The sequence below is a fragment of the Providencia sp. PROV174 genome, assembly GCF_028480685.1.
GTDB classification, from domain to species: domain Bacteria; phylum Pseudomonadota; class Gammaproteobacteria; order Enterobacterales; family Enterobacteriaceae; genus Providencia; species Providencia rettgeri.
The window spans coordinates 85,961-106,702 of sequence record NZ_JAMPOT010000008.1; the positions used below are offsets into that span (position 1 = coordinate 85,961).

The 20,742-nt window shown below is 41.7% G+C and carries 22 protein-coding genes; 8 read left to right on the forward strand and 14 right to left on the reverse strand.

The features are described 5' to 3' along the window. Window positions 1-163 precede the first annotated feature (163 nt). Window positions 164-2,836 (forward strand): aconitate hydratase AcnA, encoded by a 2,673-nt coding sequence (acnA, locus tag PSE60_RS06140; RefSeq protein ID WP_272664840.1) that lies wholly within the window; start codon window positions 164-166, stop codon window positions 2,834-2,836. Window positions 2,837-3,133: 297 nt separating this feature from the next. Continuing rightward, window positions 3,134-3,577, forward strand: a complete 444-nt coding sequence (locus PSE60_RS06145) for a hypothetical protein (protein WP_272664841.1) — start codon at window positions 3,134-3,136, stop codon at window positions 3,575-3,577. A 110-nt stretch (window positions 3,578-3,687) separates the two neighbouring features. On the opposite strand, the gene hemB is transcribed toward PSE60_RS06145, so the two are convergent. Both hemB and ribA read right to left on the reverse strand, forming a co-directional pair. Further along, window positions 3,688-4,665: a porphobilinogen synthase gene (hemB, locus tag PSE60_RS06150; RefSeq protein ID WP_110731948.1), complete on the reverse strand. Its 978-nt coding sequence runs from the start codon at window positions 4,663-4,665 to the stop codon at window positions 3,688-3,690. 190 nt (window positions 4,666-4,855) lie between these two features. After that, window positions 4,856-5,452, reverse strand: coding sequence for a GTP cyclohydrolase II (ribA, locus tag PSE60_RS06155; RefSeq protein ID WP_272664842.1), 597 nt, complete (start codon window positions 5,450-5,452; stop codon window positions 4,856-4,858). Window positions 5,453-5,665: 213 nt separating this feature from the next. On the opposite strand from ribA, the gene PSE60_RS06160 reads away from it, so the two are divergent. The 5 genes from PSE60_RS06160 to yciH all read left to right on the forward strand — a co-directional run bounded on the left by PSE60_RS06160 (window position 5,666) and on the right by yciH (window position 9,123). After that, the gene (locus PSE60_RS06160; RefSeq protein WP_272664843.1) at window positions 5,666-6,388 is read left to right on the forward strand and encodes a phosphatase PAP2 family protein; all 723 of its coding nucleotides are present in this window, start codon (window positions 5,666-5,668) and stop codon (window positions 6,386-6,388) included. Between the two features lie 145 nt (window positions 6,389-6,533). Continuing rightward, on the forward strand, window positions 6,534-6,851 hold the full coding sequence (locus PSE60_RS06165; RefSeq protein ID WP_004911022.1) for a LapA family protein: 318 nt from the start codon (window positions 6,534-6,536) through the stop codon (window positions 6,849-6,851). 6 nt (window positions 6,852-6,857) lie between these two features. After that, the gene (gene lapB / locus PSE60_RS06170; protein WP_272664844.1) at window positions 6,858-8,030 is read left to right on the forward strand and encodes a lipopolysaccharide assembly protein LapB; all 1,173 of its coding nucleotides are present in this window, start codon (window positions 6,858-6,860) and stop codon (window positions 8,028-8,030) included. 44 nt (window positions 8,031-8,074) lie between these two features. Beyond that, window positions 8,075-8,800: an orotidine-5'-phosphate decarboxylase gene (gene pyrF, locus PSE60_RS06175; protein WP_272664845.1), complete on the forward strand. Its 726-nt coding sequence runs from the start codon at window positions 8,075-8,077 to the stop codon at window positions 8,798-8,800. Beyond that, window positions 8,797-9,123, forward strand: coding sequence for a stress response translation initiation inhibitor YciH (yciH, locus tag PSE60_RS06180; protein WP_109912264.1), 327 nt, complete (start codon window positions 8,797-8,799; stop codon window positions 9,121-9,123). Before pyrF ends, yciH begins: the two co-directional genes overlap by 4 nt. A 72-nt stretch (window positions 9,124-9,195) precedes the next feature. On the opposite strand, the gene nadS is transcribed toward yciH, so the two are convergent. The 12 genes from nadS to PSE60_RS06240 all read right to left on the reverse strand — a co-directional run bounded on the left by nadS (window position 9,196) and on the right by PSE60_RS06240 (window position 19,526). Next, the gene (gene nadS / locus PSE60_RS06185; protein ID WP_004911011.1) at window positions 9,196-9,480 is read right to left on the reverse strand and encodes a NadS family protein; all 285 of its coding nucleotides are present in this window, start codon (window positions 9,478-9,480) and stop codon (window positions 9,196-9,198) included. Between the two features lies 1 nt (window position 9,481). Then, window positions 9,482-9,814: a type II toxin-antitoxin system RelE/ParE family toxin gene (locus PSE60_RS06190; RefSeq protein ID WP_272664846.1), complete on the reverse strand. Its 333-nt coding sequence runs from the start codon at window positions 9,812-9,814 to the stop codon at window positions 9,482-9,484. 151 nt (window positions 9,815-9,965) lie between these two features. Further along, complete coding sequence (gene osmB, locus PSE60_RS06195; RefSeq protein ID WP_004911006.1) at window positions 9,966-10,184, reverse strand: osmotically-inducible lipoprotein OsmB; 219 nt, start codon at window positions 10,182-10,184, stop codon at window positions 9,966-9,968. A 201-nt stretch (window positions 10,185-10,385) separates the two neighbouring features. Further along, window positions 10,386-12,329: an exoribonuclease II gene (locus tag PSE60_RS06200; RefSeq protein WP_272664847.1), complete on the reverse strand. Its 1,944-nt coding sequence runs from the start codon at window positions 12,327-12,329 to the stop codon at window positions 10,386-10,388. A 138-nt stretch (window positions 12,330-12,467) separates the two neighbouring features. Then, the gene (gene nth / locus PSE60_RS06205; RefSeq protein ID WP_272664848.1) at window positions 12,468-13,109 is read right to left on the reverse strand and encodes an endonuclease III; all 642 of its coding nucleotides are present in this window, start codon (window positions 13,107-13,109) and stop codon (window positions 12,468-12,470) included. A gap of 19 nt (window positions 13,110-13,128) precedes the next feature. Beyond that, window positions 13,129-13,845, reverse strand: coding sequence for an electron transport complex subunit E (locus PSE60_RS06210; RefSeq protein WP_004910994.1), 717 nt, complete (start codon window positions 13,843-13,845; stop codon window positions 13,129-13,131). Beyond that, complete coding sequence (rsxG, locus tag PSE60_RS06215) at window positions 13,845-14,474, reverse strand: electron transport complex subunit RsxG (RefSeq protein WP_272664849.1); 630 nt, start codon at window positions 14,472-14,474, stop codon at window positions 13,845-13,847. The genes PSE60_RS06210 and rsxG overlap by 1 nt, the downstream gene beginning before the upstream one ends. A 10-nt stretch (window positions 14,475-14,484) precedes the next feature. Continuing rightward, a complete protein-coding gene (gene rsxD, locus PSE60_RS06220; protein WP_272664850.1) occupies window positions 14,485-15,570 on the reverse strand; it encodes an electron transport complex subunit RsxD in 1,086 nt (361 codons plus the stop codon). A gap of 11 nt (window positions 15,571-15,581) precedes the next feature. Then, a complete protein-coding gene (gene rsxC, locus PSE60_RS06225) occupies window positions 15,582-17,813 on the reverse strand; it encodes an electron transport complex subunit RsxC (RefSeq protein ID WP_272664851.1) in 2,232 nt (743 codons plus the stop codon). Beyond that, window positions 17,806-18,420: an electron transport complex subunit RsxB gene (gene rsxB, locus PSE60_RS06230; RefSeq protein WP_004910986.1), complete on the reverse strand. Its 615-nt coding sequence runs from the start codon at window positions 18,418-18,420 to the stop codon at window positions 17,806-17,808. Before rsxB ends, rsxC begins: the two co-directional genes overlap by 8 nt. Next, on the reverse strand, window positions 18,420-19,001 hold the full coding sequence (gene rsxA / locus PSE60_RS06235; protein ID WP_004910983.1) for an electron transport complex subunit RsxA: 582 nt from the start codon (window positions 18,999-19,001) through the stop codon (window positions 18,420-18,422). The genes rsxB and rsxA overlap by 1 nt, the downstream gene beginning before the upstream one ends. 84 nt (window positions 19,002-19,085) lie before the next feature. Further along, window positions 19,086-19,526, reverse strand: coding sequence for a DUF2569 domain-containing protein (locus PSE60_RS06240; RefSeq protein ID WP_272664852.1), 441 nt, complete (start codon window positions 19,524-19,526; stop codon window positions 19,086-19,088). Between the two features lie 128 nt (window positions 19,527-19,654). Between PSE60_RS06240 and PSE60_RS06245 the strand changes: the two genes are divergently transcribed. After that, complete coding sequence (locus PSE60_RS06245) at window positions 19,655-20,698, forward strand: oxidoreductase (RefSeq protein ID WP_272664853.1); 1,044 nt, start codon at window positions 19,655-19,657, stop codon at window positions 20,696-20,698. Window positions 20,699-20,742: the final 44 nt, after the last annotated feature.

Here is a 20,742-nt window from a genome sequence, read left to right on the forward strand (position 1 = left end):
CCCTTCTTATCTTAAATTTCCTATTATTAATAAAGAAACATTCAATATTTGGCACAAAATCTATAAATCAAATTTCTAGAGCAACTATGATTACAATTGGTTAACAAAAAATAATGGCGGTAAATACACATATTGCCATAGCCATAAAAACCAAGGAGGAGTTATGTCGTTGAGTCTAAAAACAACGAGTGCCTCGACACTCAATGTTGGAAACAAGCAGTATAATTACTTCAGTTTAGCGCTAGCTGAAAAAAAGCTCGGTGAGGGGACTAAATTACCTAAGTCATTAAAAGTTTTACTCGAAAATTTATTACGTCATATTGATGGCACCTCAGTTGTCGAACAAGATTTACAAGCAATAATTGACTGGCAAAAAAATGCGCATGCAGATAGAGAAATTGCTTATCGCCCAGCGCGTGTTCTCATGCAAGATTTCACGGGTGTTCCTGCTGTTGTTGACCTTGCCGCGATGCGTGAAGCAGTTAAATCCCTTGGCGGCAATGTTGAGCAAGTAAACCCGTTGTCACCTGTTGATTTAGTGATTGACCACTCAGTGATGGTGGATGAGTTTGCAACCGAATCAGCATTTGGCGATAACGTTGAAATTGAAATGGCGCGTAACCATGAACGTTATTTATTTCTACGTTGGGGGCAAAAAGCATTTAACCGTTTTCAAGTGGTACCGCCTGGTACGGGTATCTGCCATCAAGTCAATTTAGAATACCTTGGTAAGGCGGTATGGTATGAAGAAATTGACGGTAAATTATATGCTTATCCAGATACTTTAGTGGGCACTGACTCCCATACAACAATGATCAATGGGTTAGGCGTATTAGGTTGGGGGGTTGGTGGTATTGAAGCGGAAGCTGCGATGTTAGGCCAACCGGTATCAATGCTAATCCCTGATGTTGTTGGTTTTAAATTAACGGGTAAATTATCTGAAGGGATCACGGCAACTGACCTTGTGTTGACGGTAACACAAATGCTACGTCAACATGGTGTAGTGGGTAAGTTTGTTGAATTCTATGGTGACGGCTTGGCCGATTTACCATTAGCAGACCGAGCAACAATTGCGAATATGTCCCCTGAATATGGCGCAACGTGTGGCTTTTTCCCTGTTGATGAAGTAACACTGTCTTATATGCGCTTAACTGGGCGCAGTGATGATGAAATTGCACTGGTGGAAGCTTATAGTAAAGAGCAGGGTTTATGGCGTTATGCGGGCGATGAACCGATTTTTACCAGTACACTTGAGTTAGACATGTCGACAGTCGAATCCAGTTTAGCGGGGCCTAAACGTCCACAAGACAGAGTTGAACTTAGCCAAGTACCAAAAGCATTTCGTGGCGCAGTCGAGTTAGAAGTCAATAAAAAGATCCAATCGAGCTATCCTTCTGTTAAATATCAAAATAAAACCTTTGAGTTAACCGATGGCGCGGTCGTTATTGCGGCAATTACCTCTTGTACAAACACCTCGAACCCAAGTGTATTAATGGCGGCAGGGCTATTAGCGAAAAAAGCCGTCGAAAAAGGGTTAGTTCGCCAACCGTGGGTTAAATCATCATTAGCACCGGGTTCTAAAGTGGTGACAGATTATCTTGCCGTTGCGGGTTTAACACCGTATTTAGATAAGCTTGGATTTAACCTTGTTGGGTATGGATGTACAACCTGTATTGGTAACTCAGGGCCATTACCAGAACCAATAGAAGAAGCGATTAAACAAACGGATCTTACCGTTGGTGCCGTGCTGTCAGGTAACCGTAACTTTGAAGGGCGAATTCACCCACTGGTGAAAACCAACTGGTTAGCTTCTCCGCCGCTTGTTGTTGCCTATGCACTGGCGGGCAATATGAATATCAACTTGAAAACCGATCCTATCGGGGTTGATAAATCAGGTAATGATGTTTATTTGAAAGATATTTGGCCATCAAGTGCTGAAATTGCGCAAGCTGTACAGCAAGTTAAAACAGATATGTTCCGTAAGGAATATAACGCGGTCTTTGAAGGTGATGATGCTTGGAGAGCATTAAAAGTTGAAAGCTCTTCAACTTATCACTGGCAAGCAGACTCGACCTATATCCGCCATCCACCTTTCTTTGAAGGAATGCAATCTCAGCCAGTACCTGTTAAAGATATTCATGGCGCAAATATTTTAGCGATCCTCGGTGACTCCGTTACCACTGACCATATTTCTCCAGCGGGAAATATCAAAAAAGAGAGCCCAGCAGGGCGATATCTGCAAGAACATGGTGTTGCAGTCGCAGATTTCAACTCTTATGGTTCACGTCGTGGTAACCATGAAGTGATGATGCGAGGGACATTTGCAAATATTCGTATTCGTAATGAAATGGTGCCAGGTGTGGAGGGCGGTTATACCTTACATATACCGACAGGTAAACAAATGGCGATTTATGATGCAGCGATGCTGTATCAACAAGAAAATCGCCCATTGGCCATCATCGCGGGTAAAGAATATGGTTCAGGTTCTAGCCGAGATTGGGCTGCGAAAGGCACGAATTTATTAGGTGTGAGGGTCGTCATTACTGAGTCATATGAGCGTATTCACCGTTCCAATTTGATTGGTATGGGGGTTATACCTTTAGAGTTTAAAGATGGGGTATCCCGTAAAACACTCGGTTTAAAAGGCGATGAACGCATTGATGTCACCGGGTTACAGTCAATTACTCCTGGGCAGGATATTACAGTGAAAATCACGTATGGTAATGGTGATATAAAGGAAATCATAACCCGCTGTCGTATTGATACTGCAACGGAGATGGATTATTACCGCCATGGTGGTATTTTACATTATGTTATAAGACAGATGCTGCATTAATCATTCAATTGTGTTACTGAAACGCCTGTAAGATTGTTATCCTACGGGCGTTTTTATTTTTTAATATTTAATCTTATTTATCAATTTTGTTTTTTCTCAATATTTTTGATGGCAATCTACGTTATGGTGTTAAATAGACGGTAGATTAAAGGAGAAAATAGTCGCTACTAGGCTAAATGAAAATAGGGTGAAGTTCGCCATAAATAAGTTTCTTTGTGCAAATTAATTGAATGTAATAGCTTTAGCACAGGTCACCATATAACTGAGCTTATCGAAAACACTATAAAGGAAATGAGTATGGCAGATATCAATGAAACCGATTTCTATAAAGGGGCATTGTGGGCAGCAGATATCTTATTAACCACATCCCATTTTGATGGTGCGAACGAAGAGGTTCGTGACATTTTGGAGCACATACCTAACTTATATTCTATTGTGATGAGAACACCTGAAACGGAAGTCCATGATTTGCGTTTATATGCAGACAAAGAATTTCCACTCGGCTTAAATGCAGATTACACCACCATTACCATTGCACCATTACAAGACTATTTTGATATTTTGCCTATGCCCGATCAAAACCCTGAGAGTATTACGGTTGAAGTTGATTACTGGGGAGTGGTTGCAACAACATCTGAGGGTAAACAAGATTTATTAATTGCCGGTTTAGCAACGGCAGAGCAAGCACAGCATTATGTGCAAACATTAACTCAACAACTTGAATTGCAAAGAGCAAAATAGCGAAGTGGCGATAAATTAGGCGATTTGAGTACCATTATTCAACAAAAATGGCAAAAAACCGCAATACTGTATTTATGTACAGTGATGCGGTTTTTTTTAACTGAATGAGATTATAACGCGTTGGCTTCGGCTAACTGTAAAGCAAAATAAGTGAAAATAAGGTCAGCGCCTGCGCGTTTAATTGACCCTAGTGTTTCAAGAGCTACACGCGTTTCATCAATTGCACCCGCTTGAGCAGCAAATTTAATTTGTGCATATTCGCCACTGACTTGATAAGCACCGATAGGTAATTGGGTATGCTCGCGTAAATCACGAATAATATCCAAATAAGCCCCAGCAGGTTTAATCATTAGTGCGTCAGCACCTTCACGTTCATCAATTAGTGATTCATGTAGTGCTTCACGGCGGTTCATTGGGTTCATCTGATAGGTTTTTCTATCCCCTTTAAGGCATGAACCCGCTGCATCTCGGAATGGGCCATACAGTGCGGATGCAAATTTTGTGGAGTAAGACATAATAGCGGTGTCTGTAAAACCAGCTTCATCAAGTGCATGACGAATTGCGGCAACTTGGCCATCCATTGCGGCAGAAGGGGCAATGAAATCAGCGCCTGCACGTGCCGCGGCAACTGCTTGTAAACCTAGGTTATGGATAGTTGCATCGTTGTCAACGACATGACCGTGCATAACGCCACAGTGACCATGCGAGGTGTATTCACAGAAACAGGTGTCAGACATCACTATCATTTCAGGAACGGTTTCTTTGCAGATACGTGACATGCGTGCCACTAAACCATTTTCTTGCCATGCATCACTACCATTATCATCAAGATGATGGGAAACCCCAAAGGTCATCACTGATTTTATTCCTGCATTTGCGATACGCTCAATTTCATAGGCAAGGCGTTTTTCAGGAATACGCATAACACCCGGCATGCTATTGATTGGCATATAGTCGTCGAGTTCTTCTTCAACAAAAATTGGCAAGCAAAGGTCATTAACGGAAAGATGGGTTTCTTGGAATAAAGTGCGGAGTTTTTCGGTCTTACGCAATCTTCTCATGCGTTGAATGGAATGCAGGTTGTTCACAGTATCTCCTGGTAGTATGCGGAATAAACCTCAAAAACTCAGTTTATTCGTCAGGGTAATCAGATGGCTAACAGTATAAACCTTATAGAAAGAAAGTGAATATAGCCGCGGATAAATGGCACACTTTGAATGATGATAATCAGACTGGGAAAAAGAAAGGGAAGAGCAGAACGCTCTTCCTTTGGTGAGATCACTGATGCTTAAATAGCATGTGTCCCATTTTTTCTGCTTTAACGTCAAGGTAATGTTCGTTACTTGGGTTACGGCCGACAATCAGTGGAACACGCTCTACCACGTTAATTCCAGCTTCACGCATGATGTCTATTTTTTTCGGGTTATTTGTCAATAAGCGGACTTCATTAATCCCCAATAATTTATACATATCAGAGCATAAGGTAAAATCACGTTCATCGGCTTTGAATCCGAGTTTGATGTTGGCTTCAACCGTATCAAGGCCTTGATCTTGCAATGCATAAGCACGGATTTTATTCAGCAAGCCTATGTTTCGGCCTTCTTGGCGATGATAAAGTAATACCCCTCGGCCTTCTTTACTAATCTGAGAGAGCGCGGCTTCTAATTGAAAACCACAATCGCAACGTAGACTAAATAACGCATCTCCTGTTAAACATTCGGAGTGGATCCGGCTGAGTACCGGTTCATTTCCTGAGATATCGCCAAAAATTAACGCTACATGATCACGACCGGTTGCGATTTCTTCAAAACCCACCATTAAAAACTCACCGAAAGGTGTTGGGAGTTTTGCTTCGGCAACGCGTTTTAGCTGCATATTTTCTTTCATTAGTTAAAGTAACTCTTGCTTAATTAATAACTTTTATCGATATAAAGTAGCTTAACTATAATACATCGACGCTATATGACGTTTAGCATATAGAGGTTGGTATTCTTTGCACACGACCAACGCTGTATTACTATAACAGAGTTAATAATAGGTGAATGGAATATTTGTATATTTAATAGAACTTTATTTGGAACACATTGAATGAAAAAAACTGTTTTGGTCGTTTGTGCTTTTGCATTGTTATTAATCATACCACCCATAGTGATGATAGTTACAGGGTGGCATTGGTCACCAGAAATCCAGTTTAACTCAATGAAATGGCTTCTTTGGCTGACAGACACTGCGGGAGCGCCTTATAGTATTTTAACGTCTTTGTTATTTCTTGGAGCCGTTATATTCGTTTTCCGTTCAGAAAAGAAACAGCGACTGAAAATTTTGTTTGTTCTGGTCAGCGTGGTATTACTGCAACAAGGTTTGAAGAGCGCATTAAAAAGCACATTTAAAGAACCACGTCCTTATGTGGAATGGCTGGCAACTCAATATCAAATTCCGTCATCAGAGTTTTATGAGTTAAAACGTAGTGAACGTGCGAAATTAATTAAAAATACGGTTAAACAAGATGAAAATATAGCTAAATGGCAGCGTAAACATTGGCAAGCAGAAACGGGGTATTCTTTTCCTTCGGGTCATATGTTATTTGCGGCAGGCTGGGCATTGTTTTTAATTGTGCTTTTTTGGCAACAGCGTTTATATGCTTTATCGATAGGGCTTGCTATTTGGGCAGAAGGTATTGCGTTTAGTCGGATGTTGTTGGGAATGCATTGGCCTATAGATATAATAACCTCAGTGATCATCAGTGCTTGTTTTACCCTATTTGGTTATTATATTTTACGGGTATGGGGACTATTTAGTAAAGCCGATTAATCTTTCATCAAGTGAACCATTATTAAGGGAGATCTAACTTAAATCTCTCATTGTATAAAATAAATTGCTTTGTCTGAATGCGCTGGAAATGCTACCTTAACAGGTAGATATTATTGGATGAATAGAACTGATAACGGGAATAAATGTGAAATATTTTCTGATTTTATTACTAGCGGTCGCTTTTTTTATTGTTTCGATTACGCTAGGTTCAAGCAATGATCAGGTTATTACATTTAACTACCTGATTGCAAAAGGGGATTTTTCATTATCGACCCTTCTTGCATCACTTTTTGGTGTCGGTTTTGTGCTAGGTTGGCTAGTCTGTGCCGTGTTTTATTTACGAGTCATTGTTAGCCTGAAAAATGCACGTCGTAAAATTAGACGTTTAGAATCACAATTAGGTGCTGGAGAAAGTAATATTTCCGACTCAACCTCATTAGTGACGACTCAGAACAAGGAATAATCCTGTATGTTCGAGTTGCTGTTTCTGCTGCTACCGGTTGCTGCTGCTTACGGTTGGTACATGGGGCGCAGAAGTGCTCAACAAGATAAGCAACAACATGCGAATCGCTTGTCACGTGATTATGTAACAGGCGTTAACTTCCTATTATCTAATCAACAAGATAAAGCTGTCGACCTATTCCTCGACATGCTGAAAAATGAAGACAGCTCCGCTTTTGAGGCTCATCTCACGCTGGGAAATTTATTTCGCTCTCGCGGGGAAGTTGAACGTGCTATTCGCATTCACCAATCGCTGGTGGAAAGTGCCGCATTATCATTTGAACAACGCTTATTAGCGACCCAACAACTTGGCCGAGATTACATGGCTGCGGGGGTTTATGACCGCGCAGAAAACATGTTTCAACAATTGACGGATGAAGTCGATTTCAAACAAAGTGCCTTACAATCCCTCTTAAATATTTATCAACTCACCAGTGACTGGACAAAAGCCATTGAAATAGCAGGGAAACTGGTTAAATTAGGGCATCCCGAGTTACGTGAGCAAATTGCGCATTTTTATTGTGAATTAGCGACCCAACAACTCGCTAGCGATGATCTTGAAGATGCACTGACATTATTAAATAAAGCAGAGCAAGCCGACAACCACTGCGCTCGAGTTTCAATTATGAAAGGTCGGTTGTTTATCGAACAAGGTAATTACGACAAAGCGATTCATGTCTTAAAACAAGTCTATCAACAAGATAGAGAACTCGTCGCTGAAACATTACCTTTACTGTTTGATTGCTATCAACATACTGGCCAAGCAGATGAGTGGGAAGATTACCTTCGTCAGTGTGTTGCAGGTAATTCAGGGGCTATCGCAGAACTTTATTTAGCCGATATTATTGTTGAAAAACAAAATCATGAAGCGGCTGCGAATTACATTAACGACCAAATTCAACGTCATCCTACCATGCGTTTATTTTATCGTTTAATGGATTACCATCTTGAAGAAGCGGAAGATGGAAGGGCAAAAGAAAGTTTGATTTTGCTGCGTAAAATGGTAGGGGAACAAATTCGTACAAAACCCGATTACCGCTGTCATAAATGTGGGTTTACATCGCGTGCATTATATTGGCATTGTCCATCTTGTCGCTCTTGGGACACCATTAAACCTATTCGCGGGTTAGATGGTCAGTGACAGCGTCACTTTTTAAATAATAACGACTCTTTAAAGGCTAAGAAATGATTCCCTCAACTGAGAACCACACACATTCACCAATTATTGTGGCACTTGATTATGAAGATGCTAATGAAGCTTTGGCTTTTGTGGATCGCATTGACCCACGTGATTGTCGCTTAAAAGTTGGCAAAGAAATGTTTACTTTTAATGGTCCTCAATTTGTTAAGTCACTCCATGAACGTGGTTTTGATATTTTCTTAGATTTGAAATTTCATGATATTCCAAATACTGTCGCTCGTGCGATTGCGGCTGCAGCTGAAATGGGGGTATGGATGGTTAATGTTCATGCTGGTGGTGGGGCTCGCATGATGGATGCAGCTCGCCAATCTCTTGAGCCTTATGGCAAAGAAGCACCATTACTCACTGCGGTAACAGTATTAACGAGTATGGATGAATCAGACCTCTCAGGTGTTGGAATTAACACTTCACCTGCAGCTCATGCAGAGCGTTTGGCCTTATTGACTAAGCAATGTGGGTTGGACGGTGTTGTTTGCTCTGCGCATGAAGCTCTACGTTTAAAACAGTTATGTGGTGCTGATTTCAAATTAGTTACCCCAGGTATTCGCCCTACAGGTAGTGATGTCGGGGACCAACGTCGCATTATGACACCACAAGATGCAGTGAAAGCAGGTGTCGATTATATGGTGATTGGGCGTCCGATTACACGTAGTGAAAACCCAACTGTCACATTACAACAAATCAATCAATCTATTGAAGGTTTGCTATGAGTGATACAAATAGTCGTCTTGTTTACAGCACAGAGACAGGACGTATTGCTGACGAAAAACCCAAAGTTGAAAGGCCTAAAGGCGATGGTATTGTGCGAATTCGCCGTGAGACATCAGGACGTAAAGGGAAAGGGGTTTGTGTTGTTACAGGTCTTGACCTTGAAGATAGCGAATTAGCAAAACTAGCGGCTGACCTTAAAAAGAAATGTGGCTGTGGCGGGGCTGTCAAAGACGGTAATGTTGAAATTCAAGGCGACAAACGTGATGTTATCAAACAGTACCTTGAGGCGAAAGGTTTTCAAGTCAAGTTAGCTGGTGGCTGATTGTCTCGACAATTTTGCTGTTTTTCATGAGTGGCGACTGAGAGAGCCACTCATTTTATAATGAAGAAGTGGTTAAATTGCTGCTAACTCGGCAAATAAAGCAGGATTACGCTTAATGGCGATGAGTATTTTAGCCGCTAATCCTGTTGGGTTACGTCGTTTAAGCTCCCAACTTTTAATGGTGTCGATACTCGTCCCTAGCGCATGAGCTAATTCGCTTTGTGAAACATTAAGTTGTTCTCGAATTGCTTTGACGTCAGTAATTTCGTAACGAGTGACATTAGCGGCTTTTTGGTGACCGTGTTTAATGTCAACAGCTTCTTCTAAAGAGGCTTTTAATTCGTTGAATATACTCATTTTATACCTCATTTTTTAGTAATTTCGTTAGTTTCTTTAATTCTGCTTTTTCTAAGTCATTTAGCGTATCTTTGACATTCTTTGGGTAAGCCATTATAAAATAAATGATTTCTGCTGTAGCTAGGAAATAAATAACCCGTACACTTACACTTTTTCCTTTATTACCCGTTGCCATCCTAATTTTGCGAAGACCACCTGTTCCTTGGATGATATCGCCTTTATCTGGCAATGCGATAAGTTCATTTTGTAATATCCTAAGCTCTTCTTGTGTTGCTATCGATTGGATTTGTTTGGTAAAAAAGCTGGTTTCAATAAATTCAATTGCGTGACTCACAGGGTTCCCTCCCTTTGCATTAATTATAAGTGTACTTTGTACACTTTTTTCCGTCAATAGTTTAATAGATTATCGGATATGGAAAATAAAATAGCGTTCATGATGAACGCTATTTTAGATTAAGGAGAGAAAATAAAGGATGTAATGAGATTTATTTACCGACTTGGTGACCAATAATTCCGCCAATAGCAGCACCGCCAACGGTTCCTACAGAGCTTCCGCCTGTCAATACGGCACCGCCAACAGCACCGACACCAGCACCAATTGCTGTGTTTTTATCGCGTTTAGACATATTTGAACAGGCACTGACACTGATAGCGACTGTGGCTATCACCATGAATGATAAAATACGTTTGCTTACTGTGTTCATTTTAGTGATCCTTAGTACAGATTTAACAGTTAACAAAATATCATGATAGGTAATTATACGAATAAGAATAATCAGGAAAAGATCTGGAAAAGTGCTCGCTGTTTAACGTTTAATGCGAATATGATGTTAAAAAACAATTTATAGAAAAATAAAAGACCATAGATATCAAACTATGGTCTTTTAAGAATAGCAGAAAAGTTGTTATTCGGCTGGTCTAGCAACGATATTACGCGTTTCCATACGAACTTCATTAATGGTGACATTAATAATATCGTTAAGTTGGTAAGCTATTTCACCTTTAACAAGCACATTGCCTGTTTCTTGGCTACATTGAATCTCATCACGAACGCTATGAATAAAGGGGGCAGGGACAAATGCAACGGCACCATTGTCGACTAAGCGAACTCGCACTCCACCACGGGTAATATCGATAATTTCAGCTGGAAATTTAGTATCTGTACCCTCAAAAGGCTTTAAGTAACGCGAATAGAGCCAATCACCAACATCACGTTCAGCCATACGATTTGCACGACGACGTTCAGCTAATTTGATTGATAATTCTTCGGAGGGTTTATCCGTAGAAGGTTTGCCGGCAATAATAGACTTTATTAAGCGATGATTGACGATATCGGTATATTTACGAATTGGTGAAGTCCAAGTCGCATAAGCATCAAACCCTAAACCAAAATGTGGACCGGGCTCAGCTTTGACTTCCGCAAAAGTTTGGTAACGACGAATTCGGCTATCAAGGAATTGAGTCGGCTGTGCATCTAATTGACGGCGTAGTTGACGGAAACCTTCTAGTGATAACAACGATTCAGCCGTTGTTTCAATGCCGTTATCTTTTAGTGTTTGCACGACTTGGTCAATTTGCAGAGGTTCAAACCCCATATGCACATTAAACACCCCAAACCCTAATTTTTCTTTTAGTACCGCAGCAGCGCAGAGGTTAGAGGTGATCATAGCTTCTTCAACAATGCGATTAGAGCTACGGCGACGTTCAGTTACGATGTCAACCACATTGCCTTTGTCATCTAATACAAAGCGGTAATCGGGGCGGTCTTTGAAGACGAGGGCATTGTTTTCACGCCATTGTAAACGTCTATCTGACATTTCTTTAAGCAGTAAAATTTGCTGTTTATCAGTATCATTTGCTGGCTGCCAACTGCCTGTATTTTCAAGCCAATCAGAGACTTCGTCATAAACTAATTTAGATTTTGATTCAACCCAAGCACTGAAAAACTCAATGTTATCGTCAATACGACCATCTTCTTTGATTAGCGCAATGCAAACTAAAGCAGGGCGGCGTTCATTTGGGCGTAAAGAGCACAGGTCGTCAGATAATTTGCGCGGTAACATTGGAATATTGAAACCAGGCAAATAGTTGGTATAGCCACGGGCTAATGCCAGTTTATCCAGTTCGCTGCCTTCGGGTATATAACTTGTTGGGTCAGCGATAGCGATATACAGCTTTAAGTCGCCATTATCGGTTCTTTCAACATAGAGCGCGTCATCAATGTCTTCAGTACTAGCATTGTCTATCGTCGTGAAATGCAAGTGAGTTAAATCAACGCGTTCTATTCCTTGATCGTCACGTTCACTATCAACCATTTTAGGTTCATCACGGTCTAATTGGTGACGGCGTAACGTTACCCACCAAGGGGCAAAATGGTCATCACCATCGGTGATAAATTCAGTTATTTCAGCATAGAAGGTTTTATCGCCCTTTAATGGGTGGCGACGCATTTGTGCAACAACCCAATCATCTTGTTTGAATTCGTGATTGATGCCATTAACAGGACGGCAAGAAATCATATCTTTCAGTAATGGGTGATCGGGAATGACAAATAAGCGGTTATCATTGTCTTTTTTTTGTATTTTCCCAACAAACCTATCTAAAAAAGGTTCTACCAGTTCTTCTGGCTCTGCAAATTCACGGTCTTTATCTGTACGAACTGCAGCAATAACCCGATCGCCATGCATGACTTTTTTCATTTGAGGCGGTGGAATGAAATAGCTTTTTTGGCCATCAACTTCGAGGAAGCCAAAACCTTTTTCTGTGCTTTTTACCAGCCCTTCGACACGTGGAGTCTGGGCATGTAGTTTTTGTTTAAGTTGTGCGAGCAGTGGGTTGTCTTGGAACATACTTACCGTTTTATTGATATTGGGTTTGGCTCTATTGTTACGTAAGACAAAGTCTTAGAGCAAGGAAAAAATGCGTTACTGACTAGATTCATCATTAAAAATACCGTTTATTGGTAATGTATAAAAATAGCATTTTGATCAATCTTTTGGGTATATTTTATCTTTAAATTCGCATAAATCTTCGATAATACATGAGCCACAGCGGGGTTTGCGGGCAATACAAGTATAACGTCCATGCAAAATAAACCAATGGTGGCAATCTACTTTAAACTCTGCGGGGACAACTTTAAGAAGTTTTTCTTCTACTTCAATAACATTTTTACCCGGAGCAAAGTTAGTACGATTGCAGACACGAAAAATATGCGTGTCAACAGCGATAGTCGGCCAGCCAAAGGCGGTATTAAGAACCACATTTGCAGTTTTACGGCCAACACCGGGTAAGGCTTCTAAAGCCTCTCGGTTTTCAGGAACCTGACTGTTGTGTTTTTCGATTAAAATTTTGCAGGTTTTATAGACACTTTCAGCTTTGGTATTAAATAAGCCAATGGTTTTAATGTACTCTTTTATCCCATCCACACCCAGTGCCATAATAGCTTCAGGTGTATTAGCAACAGGATAGAGCTTTGCTGTCGCTTTATTGACACTCACATCAGTCGCTTGAGCTGACAATAAAACGGCGATTAATAGCTCAAAAGGGGAATTAAATTCTAACTCTGTTGTAGGGTGCGGGTTGTTATCCCGTAGACGAGTTAGAATTTCAATGCGTTTTGATTTATTCATTGCTCACAAAATATCGTTGTTAAGAAATATGGCTACCGCAACCTTGCTGTTTTTCATATTCACGCTCGGGTTGAATACTGGATTGTCGTGCGGCTCTTTTTTTCATTTTTTCATCAATTAAGTACTTCGCTGCTAATAGTAACGCTAGTCCAATGAAGGCACCAGGCGGTAGCATAGCGAGTAAAAATGGCGAATCAAGATGTAATACTTCAATACGAAGGGAGGTGGCCCAAGAACCAAGTAGCAAGTCAGCTCCATCAAACAAGGTACCATTCCCTAAAATTTCACGAATTGACCCTAGAACAAGCAAGGTCGCCGTTGCGCCTAAGCCCATGGCAAACCCATCTAGAGCAGATAACCCAACAGGATTACGAGATGCATAGGCTTCTGCTCGTCCAATAACAATACAGTTGGTGACGATTAATGGAATAAAGATCCCAAGAGATTCATATAAACCAAAAGCATATGCGTTGATTAGCATTTGTACGGCACTAACAACAGAGGCAATAATCATCACATAGATAGGGATACGAATTTCAGATGGTACCCAACGACGTAAAGCAGAAACAGCAACATTAGTACAAACTAAGACTAATGTTGTCGCTAAGCCTAGCCCTAATGCATTTGTTGCTGTTGATGAAACAGCAAGAAGCGGACAAAGCCCTAATAGTTGAACCAATGCAGAGTTGTTTTTCCACAAACCTTGCATTAATAAGTCTTTAGATGTATCGCTCATTATTCGTCCCCACAGCGTGGATAATTCGATAATTGTTGTGGAATTTGTTGCATAAATACAGCAGTACGTTTAGTCGCATTGACGACTGCTCTGGGCGTAATTGTTGCTCCAGTAAACTGATCAAATTCACCACCGTCTTTTTTAACTGCCCATTTAGGGTCATTGTCAGAGGCTATTTTCTTACCGCTAAAATAAGTAATCCAATCAGATATTCGTGTCTCAATCTTGTCACCAAGCCCGGGTGTTTCATGATGTTCTGTAACACGAGCTCCCAGTACAGTGCCGTTAAAATCGGCTCCAACTAATAAATGTATCGCGCCAGAGTAGCCGTCTAATGCCGTTGTTTCTAATGCCGCAGCAACGGGTTCGCCATTTTTACGGGCTAGATACAAACGCCTAGGTTGTTTGTTACCAAGTATGGCTTCATTAGTGACTAAATAACACTCTTTTGCGAGGTCGTTGTCATATAAATCACTTGGTATAACTTGGTCGAGTAATTTTTTCTGAACAATAGCGGCTTGTTCAGCAATAGTCTCTTTAGTTAACGTGTACACTGCAGCACTAAGCGCGGTCGTGCCTGCCGCAAAGATTGCTAACGTTACACCATGGCGTTTCATCGTGTTTAACATACGGTTATCCTTACTTATGCCCATGGCCGTACGCACGAGGTTGCGTATAGTAATCAATTAATGGAACGGTAATATTGGCGAGTAACACGGCAAATGCGACAGCGTCAGGGTAACCACCGTAAACACGGATCACCCAAACAAGGAAACCAATGATCACACCAAAAATAATTCGTCCCTTAGGTGTTGTCGATGCGGTAACAGGGTCAGTGGCAATAAAAAATGCCCCTAGCATAGTGGCGCCAGACAATAGATGAACCCATGGTGATGCATGCTGGCTATCATCAATTAAGTGGCTAACAATAGCTAAGATTGCCAACGTACCTAAGAACGACACTGGGATGTGCCAGCTAATAATACGGCGCTGTAATAAGAACAAACCGCCAACTAAATAGCCAATATTTACCCATTGCCAACCAATACCGGCTAAGGAACCTTGCAAAATAGGTTGTTGTAATACTTCAGAAATAGAATGAGTCAGTAGGCCCGTTTTAAAGCTATCAAGCGGGGTTGCTTGGCTCATACCATCAATTCCCGTTCGTAGCTGCTCGAGAGTAATACCTGTTGGTGTATGGCCACTGAGAATAATTGATAGGCTATCAAGGGCTGAAACCGACATATTCTGTAATTCATGCGGGGGTAGCCAGTTTGTCATATGAACAGGGAATGATATCAGCAAAACAACATAACCCACCATCGCGGGGTTAAAAGGGTTTTGTCCCAATCCACCATAACATTGTTTAGCCATCGTAATAGCAAAAAATGTCCCTAATACGATTAACCACCAAGGTGAGAGCGGTGGTAGGCTGATGGCTAATAATAAAGCAGTTACAATGGCTGAATTATCTTTTAGTACAGGAACTACAGGTTGTTGGCGTAAACGAATAGAAACCGCTTCTGTGATAACGGCTGTTAGCATCGCTAAAATAATTTGATATAAGGTGCCAACGCCAAAGAAATAAATTTGAGCCGCAATACCGGGTATTGCAGCTAAAAGTACCCAAAGCATGACTAAACTGGTGCTTTGTTTATTATGAGTAAATGGCGCGCTAGCAATTTTTAAACGGCGATTTTTCGCATCAATTGGCCTGAATTTCATCTCGTTATCACTTACTCTGTAGTCGTTTGTTCATGTTGTTTTTGTGCTTGCTTAGCTTTTACTCGCGCGATCGCAGCAGCAACGGCAATTTTTCGAGGGTCGGTTTCCTCGTCAATGGGTCGTTCGGCAGCAGGAGTGAGCTCTTCTTGTGCGAGTTGTTCTGCTTGCGCGGCTTTTTTGGCTTTCGCTCTTGCAATAGCCGCAGCGACAGCCGCTTTACGTGGGTCAACTTCGGTATCCGCTACCGCATCAGCGACTGGCGGAGTGGCAGGTTGCTCTTGAGCTGTTTTTTTAGCTTTCGCTCTTGCAATAGCCGCAGCGACAGCCGCTTTACGTGGGTCAACTTCGGTATCCACTACCACATCAGCGACTGGCGGAGTGGCAGGTTGCTCTTGAGCCGCTTTTTTAGCTTTCGCACGTGCAATAGCCGCAGCGACAGCCGCTTTACGTGGGTCAATTTCGGTATCCGCTACCGCATCAGCGACTGGCGGCGTGGCAGGTTGCTCTTGAGCAGCTTTTTTAGCTTTTGCACGCGCAATCGCTGCAGCGACGGCATCTTTACGGGGATCATCCGTTGCTGCTATATCAACAGTTTCTGTTTGTGCATTGGCCAGCTTTTCAGCTTGTTTAGCTCGAGCTTGGGCTTTACGGGCTTCGCGAGCAGCGATTACTGCACTATTGTCTGGGAGTTCACCGGAAACAATCTTAATGGGTTCCGCTGTTACCGTTTGTTTGGCTTTAACTCGTGCTAAAGCGGCATTAACGGCATCTTTATCTGTACTATCGACTTGCACAGCCGCTTTTTTATGGCGTTCTTCTCGTGCTTGTTTATCACGTTCCATACGCAACTGTTTTGCTTCAAAACGTAATTTTGCTTCAGCGGCACGGCGCTCTTCTTGAGCAATTTCACGAATTTCTGCTTTTTCTTGACGGTAATATTGTACTAACGGAATATTACTCGGGCACACATAAGCACATGCACCACACTCTATGCAGTCAAATAAATTATGTTTTTGCGCTTTTTCGTGTTCATCTCCTTTACTGAACCAGTAAAGTTGCTGAGGTAGTAGCGCAGCAGGGCAGGCTTCAACACACAACCCACAACGAATACACGCTTCTTCTAGTGCTTTAGGCCCCATTTCTTCCATGGTAGGAACCAGTAAACAGTTACAAATTTTCACGACAGGAACATTTAAGTCGGGCAGGGTAAAGCCCATCAAAGGCCCTCCCATAATCACCATTTGTTCGGGTTCAGGGTTAAAACCTGATTGCTGTAATAGATGTTTAACTGGAGTCCCTAAACGAGCCCAAAAATTACCCGGTTTGCTGATTGCTTCGCCTGTGACCGTGACTACTCGTTCGATTAATGGCTGGCCATCGATAACCGCACGTTTGATAGCAACCACAGTACCGACGTTTTGCATTAACACGCCAATTTGAGAAGAACGTGCACCGGATGGTACTTCTTTTCCCGTTAAAATTTTTGTCAGCTGTTTAGCACCACCTGATGGGTACTTGGTTGGTATAACCCGAATGAATATTTGTTTCTCTTGCGAGGTGATTGCATCTTTAAGTGCACGGATAGCCTCGGGTTTATTGTCTTCAATACCAATTAGTACCTGGTCTGGGTTTAATAAATGCTGTAAAACACGGCAGCCTTCAATAACTTCCTGTGCATGTTCTTGCATTAACCTATCATCTGCCGTGATATAAGGCTCACATTCAGCTGCATTAATGATTAATGTTTTAATCGCATCTTTACCACCAGCCAATTTTGATGCGGTTGGAAAACCGGCACCTCCGAGACCCGCAATACCCGCTTGTTCAATTTTCTGTAGTAATTCAGCGCGGGTTAATTGAACGTAGTTAGGCTCTGGGTACAAAGTACACCATGTATCTTGGCCATCGGATGCAATGCGTACACATAACTCTTTTAAGCCAGAAGGGTGCGCCGTCACCATGGGCTCAATCGCAGTGATAACACCTGAAGTTGATGCATGAACAGGCACTGTACGTCCAAGGCCTTTAGTTAAAGGCTGGCCTTTTAAAACGAAGTCACCGACTTGAACAATCAGCTCGCCTTCAGGGCCTAAATGCTGTTGTAATGGGATAACCAGTTCATCAGGTATTGATGCAATACGCATCGGTGTCTGGCTTGATTGTAGCTTCATTTCAGGCGGATGGATCCCGCCTTTGAAATCCCAAATATTATCTTTTTTCAACCAATTAAAGAGCTTAAGCATGAGTTTCACCCCTTGCTTTAGTTACAAATGGTTCATTGGGTTCAACATTGATATTTTTGACTGGGATGGTGTTTAAATCCCATTTCCAATTGGCTGTGGTGGTTTTCACGGGAACAAGCTCAATACAATCGGTAGGGCAAGGGGCTACACACAGGTCACATCCTGTGCACAAATCTTCAATGACGGTATGCATGGCGCGGGTTGCACCCACAATAGCATCAACAGGGCAGGCTTGAATGCATTTAGTACACCCGATGCAGTTTTCTTCGTCGATAATCGCAACTTTACGAACCGGATTTTGCGCGGCTTCATCACCATCGATTGGTTGAGGGTCAACATTAAGCAATTCAGCGATTTTTAGCATGACTTGCTCACCACCAGGGGCGCATTTGTTGATCATTTCCCCATTATTTGCAACCGCTTCGGCGTAAGGGCGGCAGCCAGGGTAACTGCATTGGCCGCACTGGCTTTGAGGTAATATCGCTTCAACTTGTTCGACAATAGGGTCCGCCTCAACTTTGAAGCGTAATGAGGCATACCCTAAAATCAGCCCAAAAATAAGGCCAAAAACGGCTAATATACCGATAGCAATCCATACAGACATCATTAGAATTTCACCAAACCACTAAAGCCCATAAACGCGAGAGACATCAAGCCAGCGGTAATTAACCCAATTGACGAGCCCTTAAAAGGGGCCGGAACATTGGCAACAGCTAAGCGTTCGCGAATAGCGGCAAATAATACCATGACTAATGAGAAACCCACTGCAGCGCCAAAACCATACACGGCAGACTGCATAAAAGTATGAGACATATTAATATTTAATAAGGCAACACCAAGAACCGCGCAGTTGGTGGTAATTAAAGGCAGAAAAATACCGAGTAAACGGTAAAGCGTTGGGCTTGTTTTCCTCACCACCATTTCAGTAAATTGTACAACTACAGCAATCGCTAAAATAAAACTTAGCGTTCGCAAATAGATGAGATCGAGAGGAATGAGGATGAGTGTGTCAATCAACCAAGAACTGATTGACGCTAATGTCATAACAAACGTCGTTGCTAAGCCCATTCCAATGGCCGGTTCGAGTTTTTTTGAGACGCCCATAAAAGGGCATAAGCCTAGGAATTTAACGAGAACGAAGTTGTTAACCAGTACTGTTCCAACAAAGAGTAATAGATAATCAGTCATGCTATTGCCTGAAATGAAAAAAGAACAAAAACTGGCCGAAGCCAGTTAAACTATCATTATGATATCAAGCAATTTATGTGATGCTTATCGATCTTGTGTGAAAGTCATTTTTACACGTTGGGATCGTTTTAAATAAGGGACAAAGAAACCTGCCCCAATTAAAGGCCAAGCCAAGACTTGCAAAGCAGTTTCATCATCAATCGGTGAAAATGCGAAGGTTTTTATACCTAACAATAATAAAATCATTAACCAAATAATAAAGCGGCGAGGGAAATGTTTTGAACGTGAAAACATGAGTTGCAGCACATGGATACTGAAAATAGTCATCCCAATAGCAATTGCGAATGACAGATACCATGCGGCAGGAATAAAGCTTGTCCAATGGTCAACAGTCGTGACAATCTCATAAAATTTAATGCAGTACATGACAGTCATACTGCAAACAGCTAAAAAGGTTAATAACAAATAGATGGCTGGAACTAATAACCAGCCAGTGATGCGGTTAGCGTCATAAACTGAAGTCATAATCAATAAAACTCATTTTGGCGAAGTCGCTGGACAATTTACAATCCTATCATAGATTTATTTGCCATTTCATTCCTTCTGATGGTACTTTTTATCTTCACCTGTGTTTATCGTTGTATGAGGTCTAAATGTCTAAACCAATTAAAGTTGCGATCGTCGGATATGGCTATGCGAGCAAAACATTTCATGCTCCCTTCCTTGGCATTTTAGAAGGGTATGATTTAACAACGATTTCTAGCAGTGACCCGAGTAAGGTTAAGGCTGATTGGCCAAATGTTCATGTTGCCGCCTCTCCGGAAGCTATTTTTGCTGATAAAGATATCGAACTCGTCGTTATTCCTACACCTAATGATACTCACTTTCCTCTCGCGCAAGCGGCATTAGCAGCGGGAAAACACGTGGTTGTTGATAAACCATTTACATTAGATGTCTCACAAGCTGAACAATTGAAACAACAAGCGGAGCAAGCTGGAAAATTACTGTCGGTTTATCATAACCGCCGTTGGGATTCCGGCTTTTTAACCGTTAAAAAAATCTTAGAAGAAGGTAAGCTCGGGGATATTAAATACTATGAATCACATTTTGATCGTTATCGTCCTCTAGTTAGGCAACGCTGGCGTGAAGCGAATATTCCTGGAGCCGGTATTTGGTACGATTTAGGGCCGCATTTGTTGGATCAAGTCCTGCAATATTTTGGTAGGCCGTTAGGGATCAACGTTGATCTTGCCATGATCCGTCCTAATGCACAGGCAGTGGATTACTTTCATGCCGTTTTGCAATATGCTGATAAAAAAGTGGTATTACATGCTACAACATTAGCCGCTGCACCAACACCGATATATGTTATTCATGGTATGAATGGTAGCTATGTTAAATATGGTTTAGACACCCAAGAAGACAGCTTAAAGAGCGGCCAACGTCCAGAAGGGGCTGATTGGGGAATTGATACCAATATGGGTAATGTGACGCTGTCACAAGGTGATGAGCTTATAACTCAATCTTGGCCAAACCAACGCGGAAATTATGGTGGTTATTATCAAGGGATATATGATGCGATTCGCCATGGTAAACCAAATCCTGTCACCCCGAGTGAAGCGATAGATATTATGAAACTTATTGAAGCAGGTATACGTTCGGCAAAAGAAAAACGGACTATCGAAGAAATATTTTAACGTCATCAACGCTCACTATAAGGCCAGTTAACATAACTGGCTTT

Bases quoted from the DNA above. Each gene is read 5' to 3' on its own strand.
- rsxB (WP_004910986.1), bottom strand. From the start codon at position 18,420: ATGATGTCTGTATGGATTGCTATCGGTATATTAGCCGTTTTTGGCCTT.
- PSE60_RS06160 (WP_272664843.1), top strand. From the start codon at position 5,666: ATGAAAAAAACTGTTTTGGTCGTTTGTGCTTTTGCATTGTTATTAATC.
- ribA (WP_272664842.1), bottom strand. From the start codon at position 5,452: ATGCAGCTAAAACGCGTTGCCGAAGCAAAACTCCCAACACCTTTCGGT.
- PSE60_RS06145 (WP_272664841.1), top strand. From the start codon at position 3,134: ATGGCAGATATCAATGAAACCGATTTCTATAAAGGGGCATTGTGGGCA.
- rsxD (WP_272664850.1), bottom strand. From the start codon at position 15,570: ATGAAATTCAGGCCAATTGATGCGAAAAATCGCCGTTTAAAAATTGCT.
- PSE60_RS06245 (WP_272664853.1), top strand. From the start codon at position 19,655: ATGTCTAAACCAATTAAAGTTGCGATCGTCGGATATGGCTATGCGAGC.
- rsxG (WP_272664849.1), bottom strand. From the start codon at position 14,474: ATGTTAAACACGATGAAACGCCATGGTGTAACGTTAGCAATCTTTGCG.
- PSE60_RS06240 (WP_272664852.1), bottom strand. From the start codon at position 19,526: ATGACTTCAGTTTATGACGCTAACCGCATCACTGGCTGGTTATTAGTT.
- PSE60_RS06200 (WP_272664847.1), bottom strand. From the start codon at position 12,329: ATGTTCCAAGACAACCCACTGCTCGCACAACTTAAACAAAAACTACAT.
- rsxA (WP_004910983.1), bottom strand. From the start codon at position 19,001: ATGACTGATTATCTATTACTCTTTGTTGGAACAGTACTGGTTAACAAC.
- nth (WP_272664848.1), bottom strand. From the start codon at position 13,109: ATGAATAAATCAAAACGCATTGAAATTCTAACTCGTCTACGGGATAAC.
- pyrF (WP_272664845.1), top strand. From the start codon at position 8,075: ATGATTCCCTCAACTGAGAACCACACACATTCACCAATTATTGTGGCA.
- nadS (WP_004911011.1), bottom strand. From the start codon at position 9,480: ATGAGTATATTCAACGAATTAAAAGCCTCTTTAGAAGAAGCTGTTGAC.
- yciH (WP_109912264.1), top strand. From the start codon at position 8,797: ATGAGTGATACAAATAGTCGTCTTGTTTACAGCACAGAGACAGGACGT.
- PSE60_RS06210 (WP_004910994.1), bottom strand. From the start codon at position 13,845: ATGAGCGATACATCTAAAGACTTATTAATGCAAGGTTTGTGGAAAAAC.
- lapB (WP_272664844.1), top strand. From the start codon at position 6,858: ATGTTCGAGTTGCTGTTTCTGCTGCTACCGGTTGCTGCTGCTTACGGT.
- acnA (WP_272664840.1), top strand. From the start codon at position 164: ATGTCGTTGAGTCTAAAAACAACGAGTGCCTCGACACTCAATGTTGGA.
- rsxC (WP_272664851.1), bottom strand. From the start codon at position 17,813: ATGCTTAAGCTCTTTAATTGGTTGAAAAAAGATAATATTTGGGATTTC.
- osmB (WP_004911006.1), bottom strand. From the start codon at position 10,184: ATGAACACAGTAAGCAAACGTATTTTATCATTCATGGTGATAGCCACA.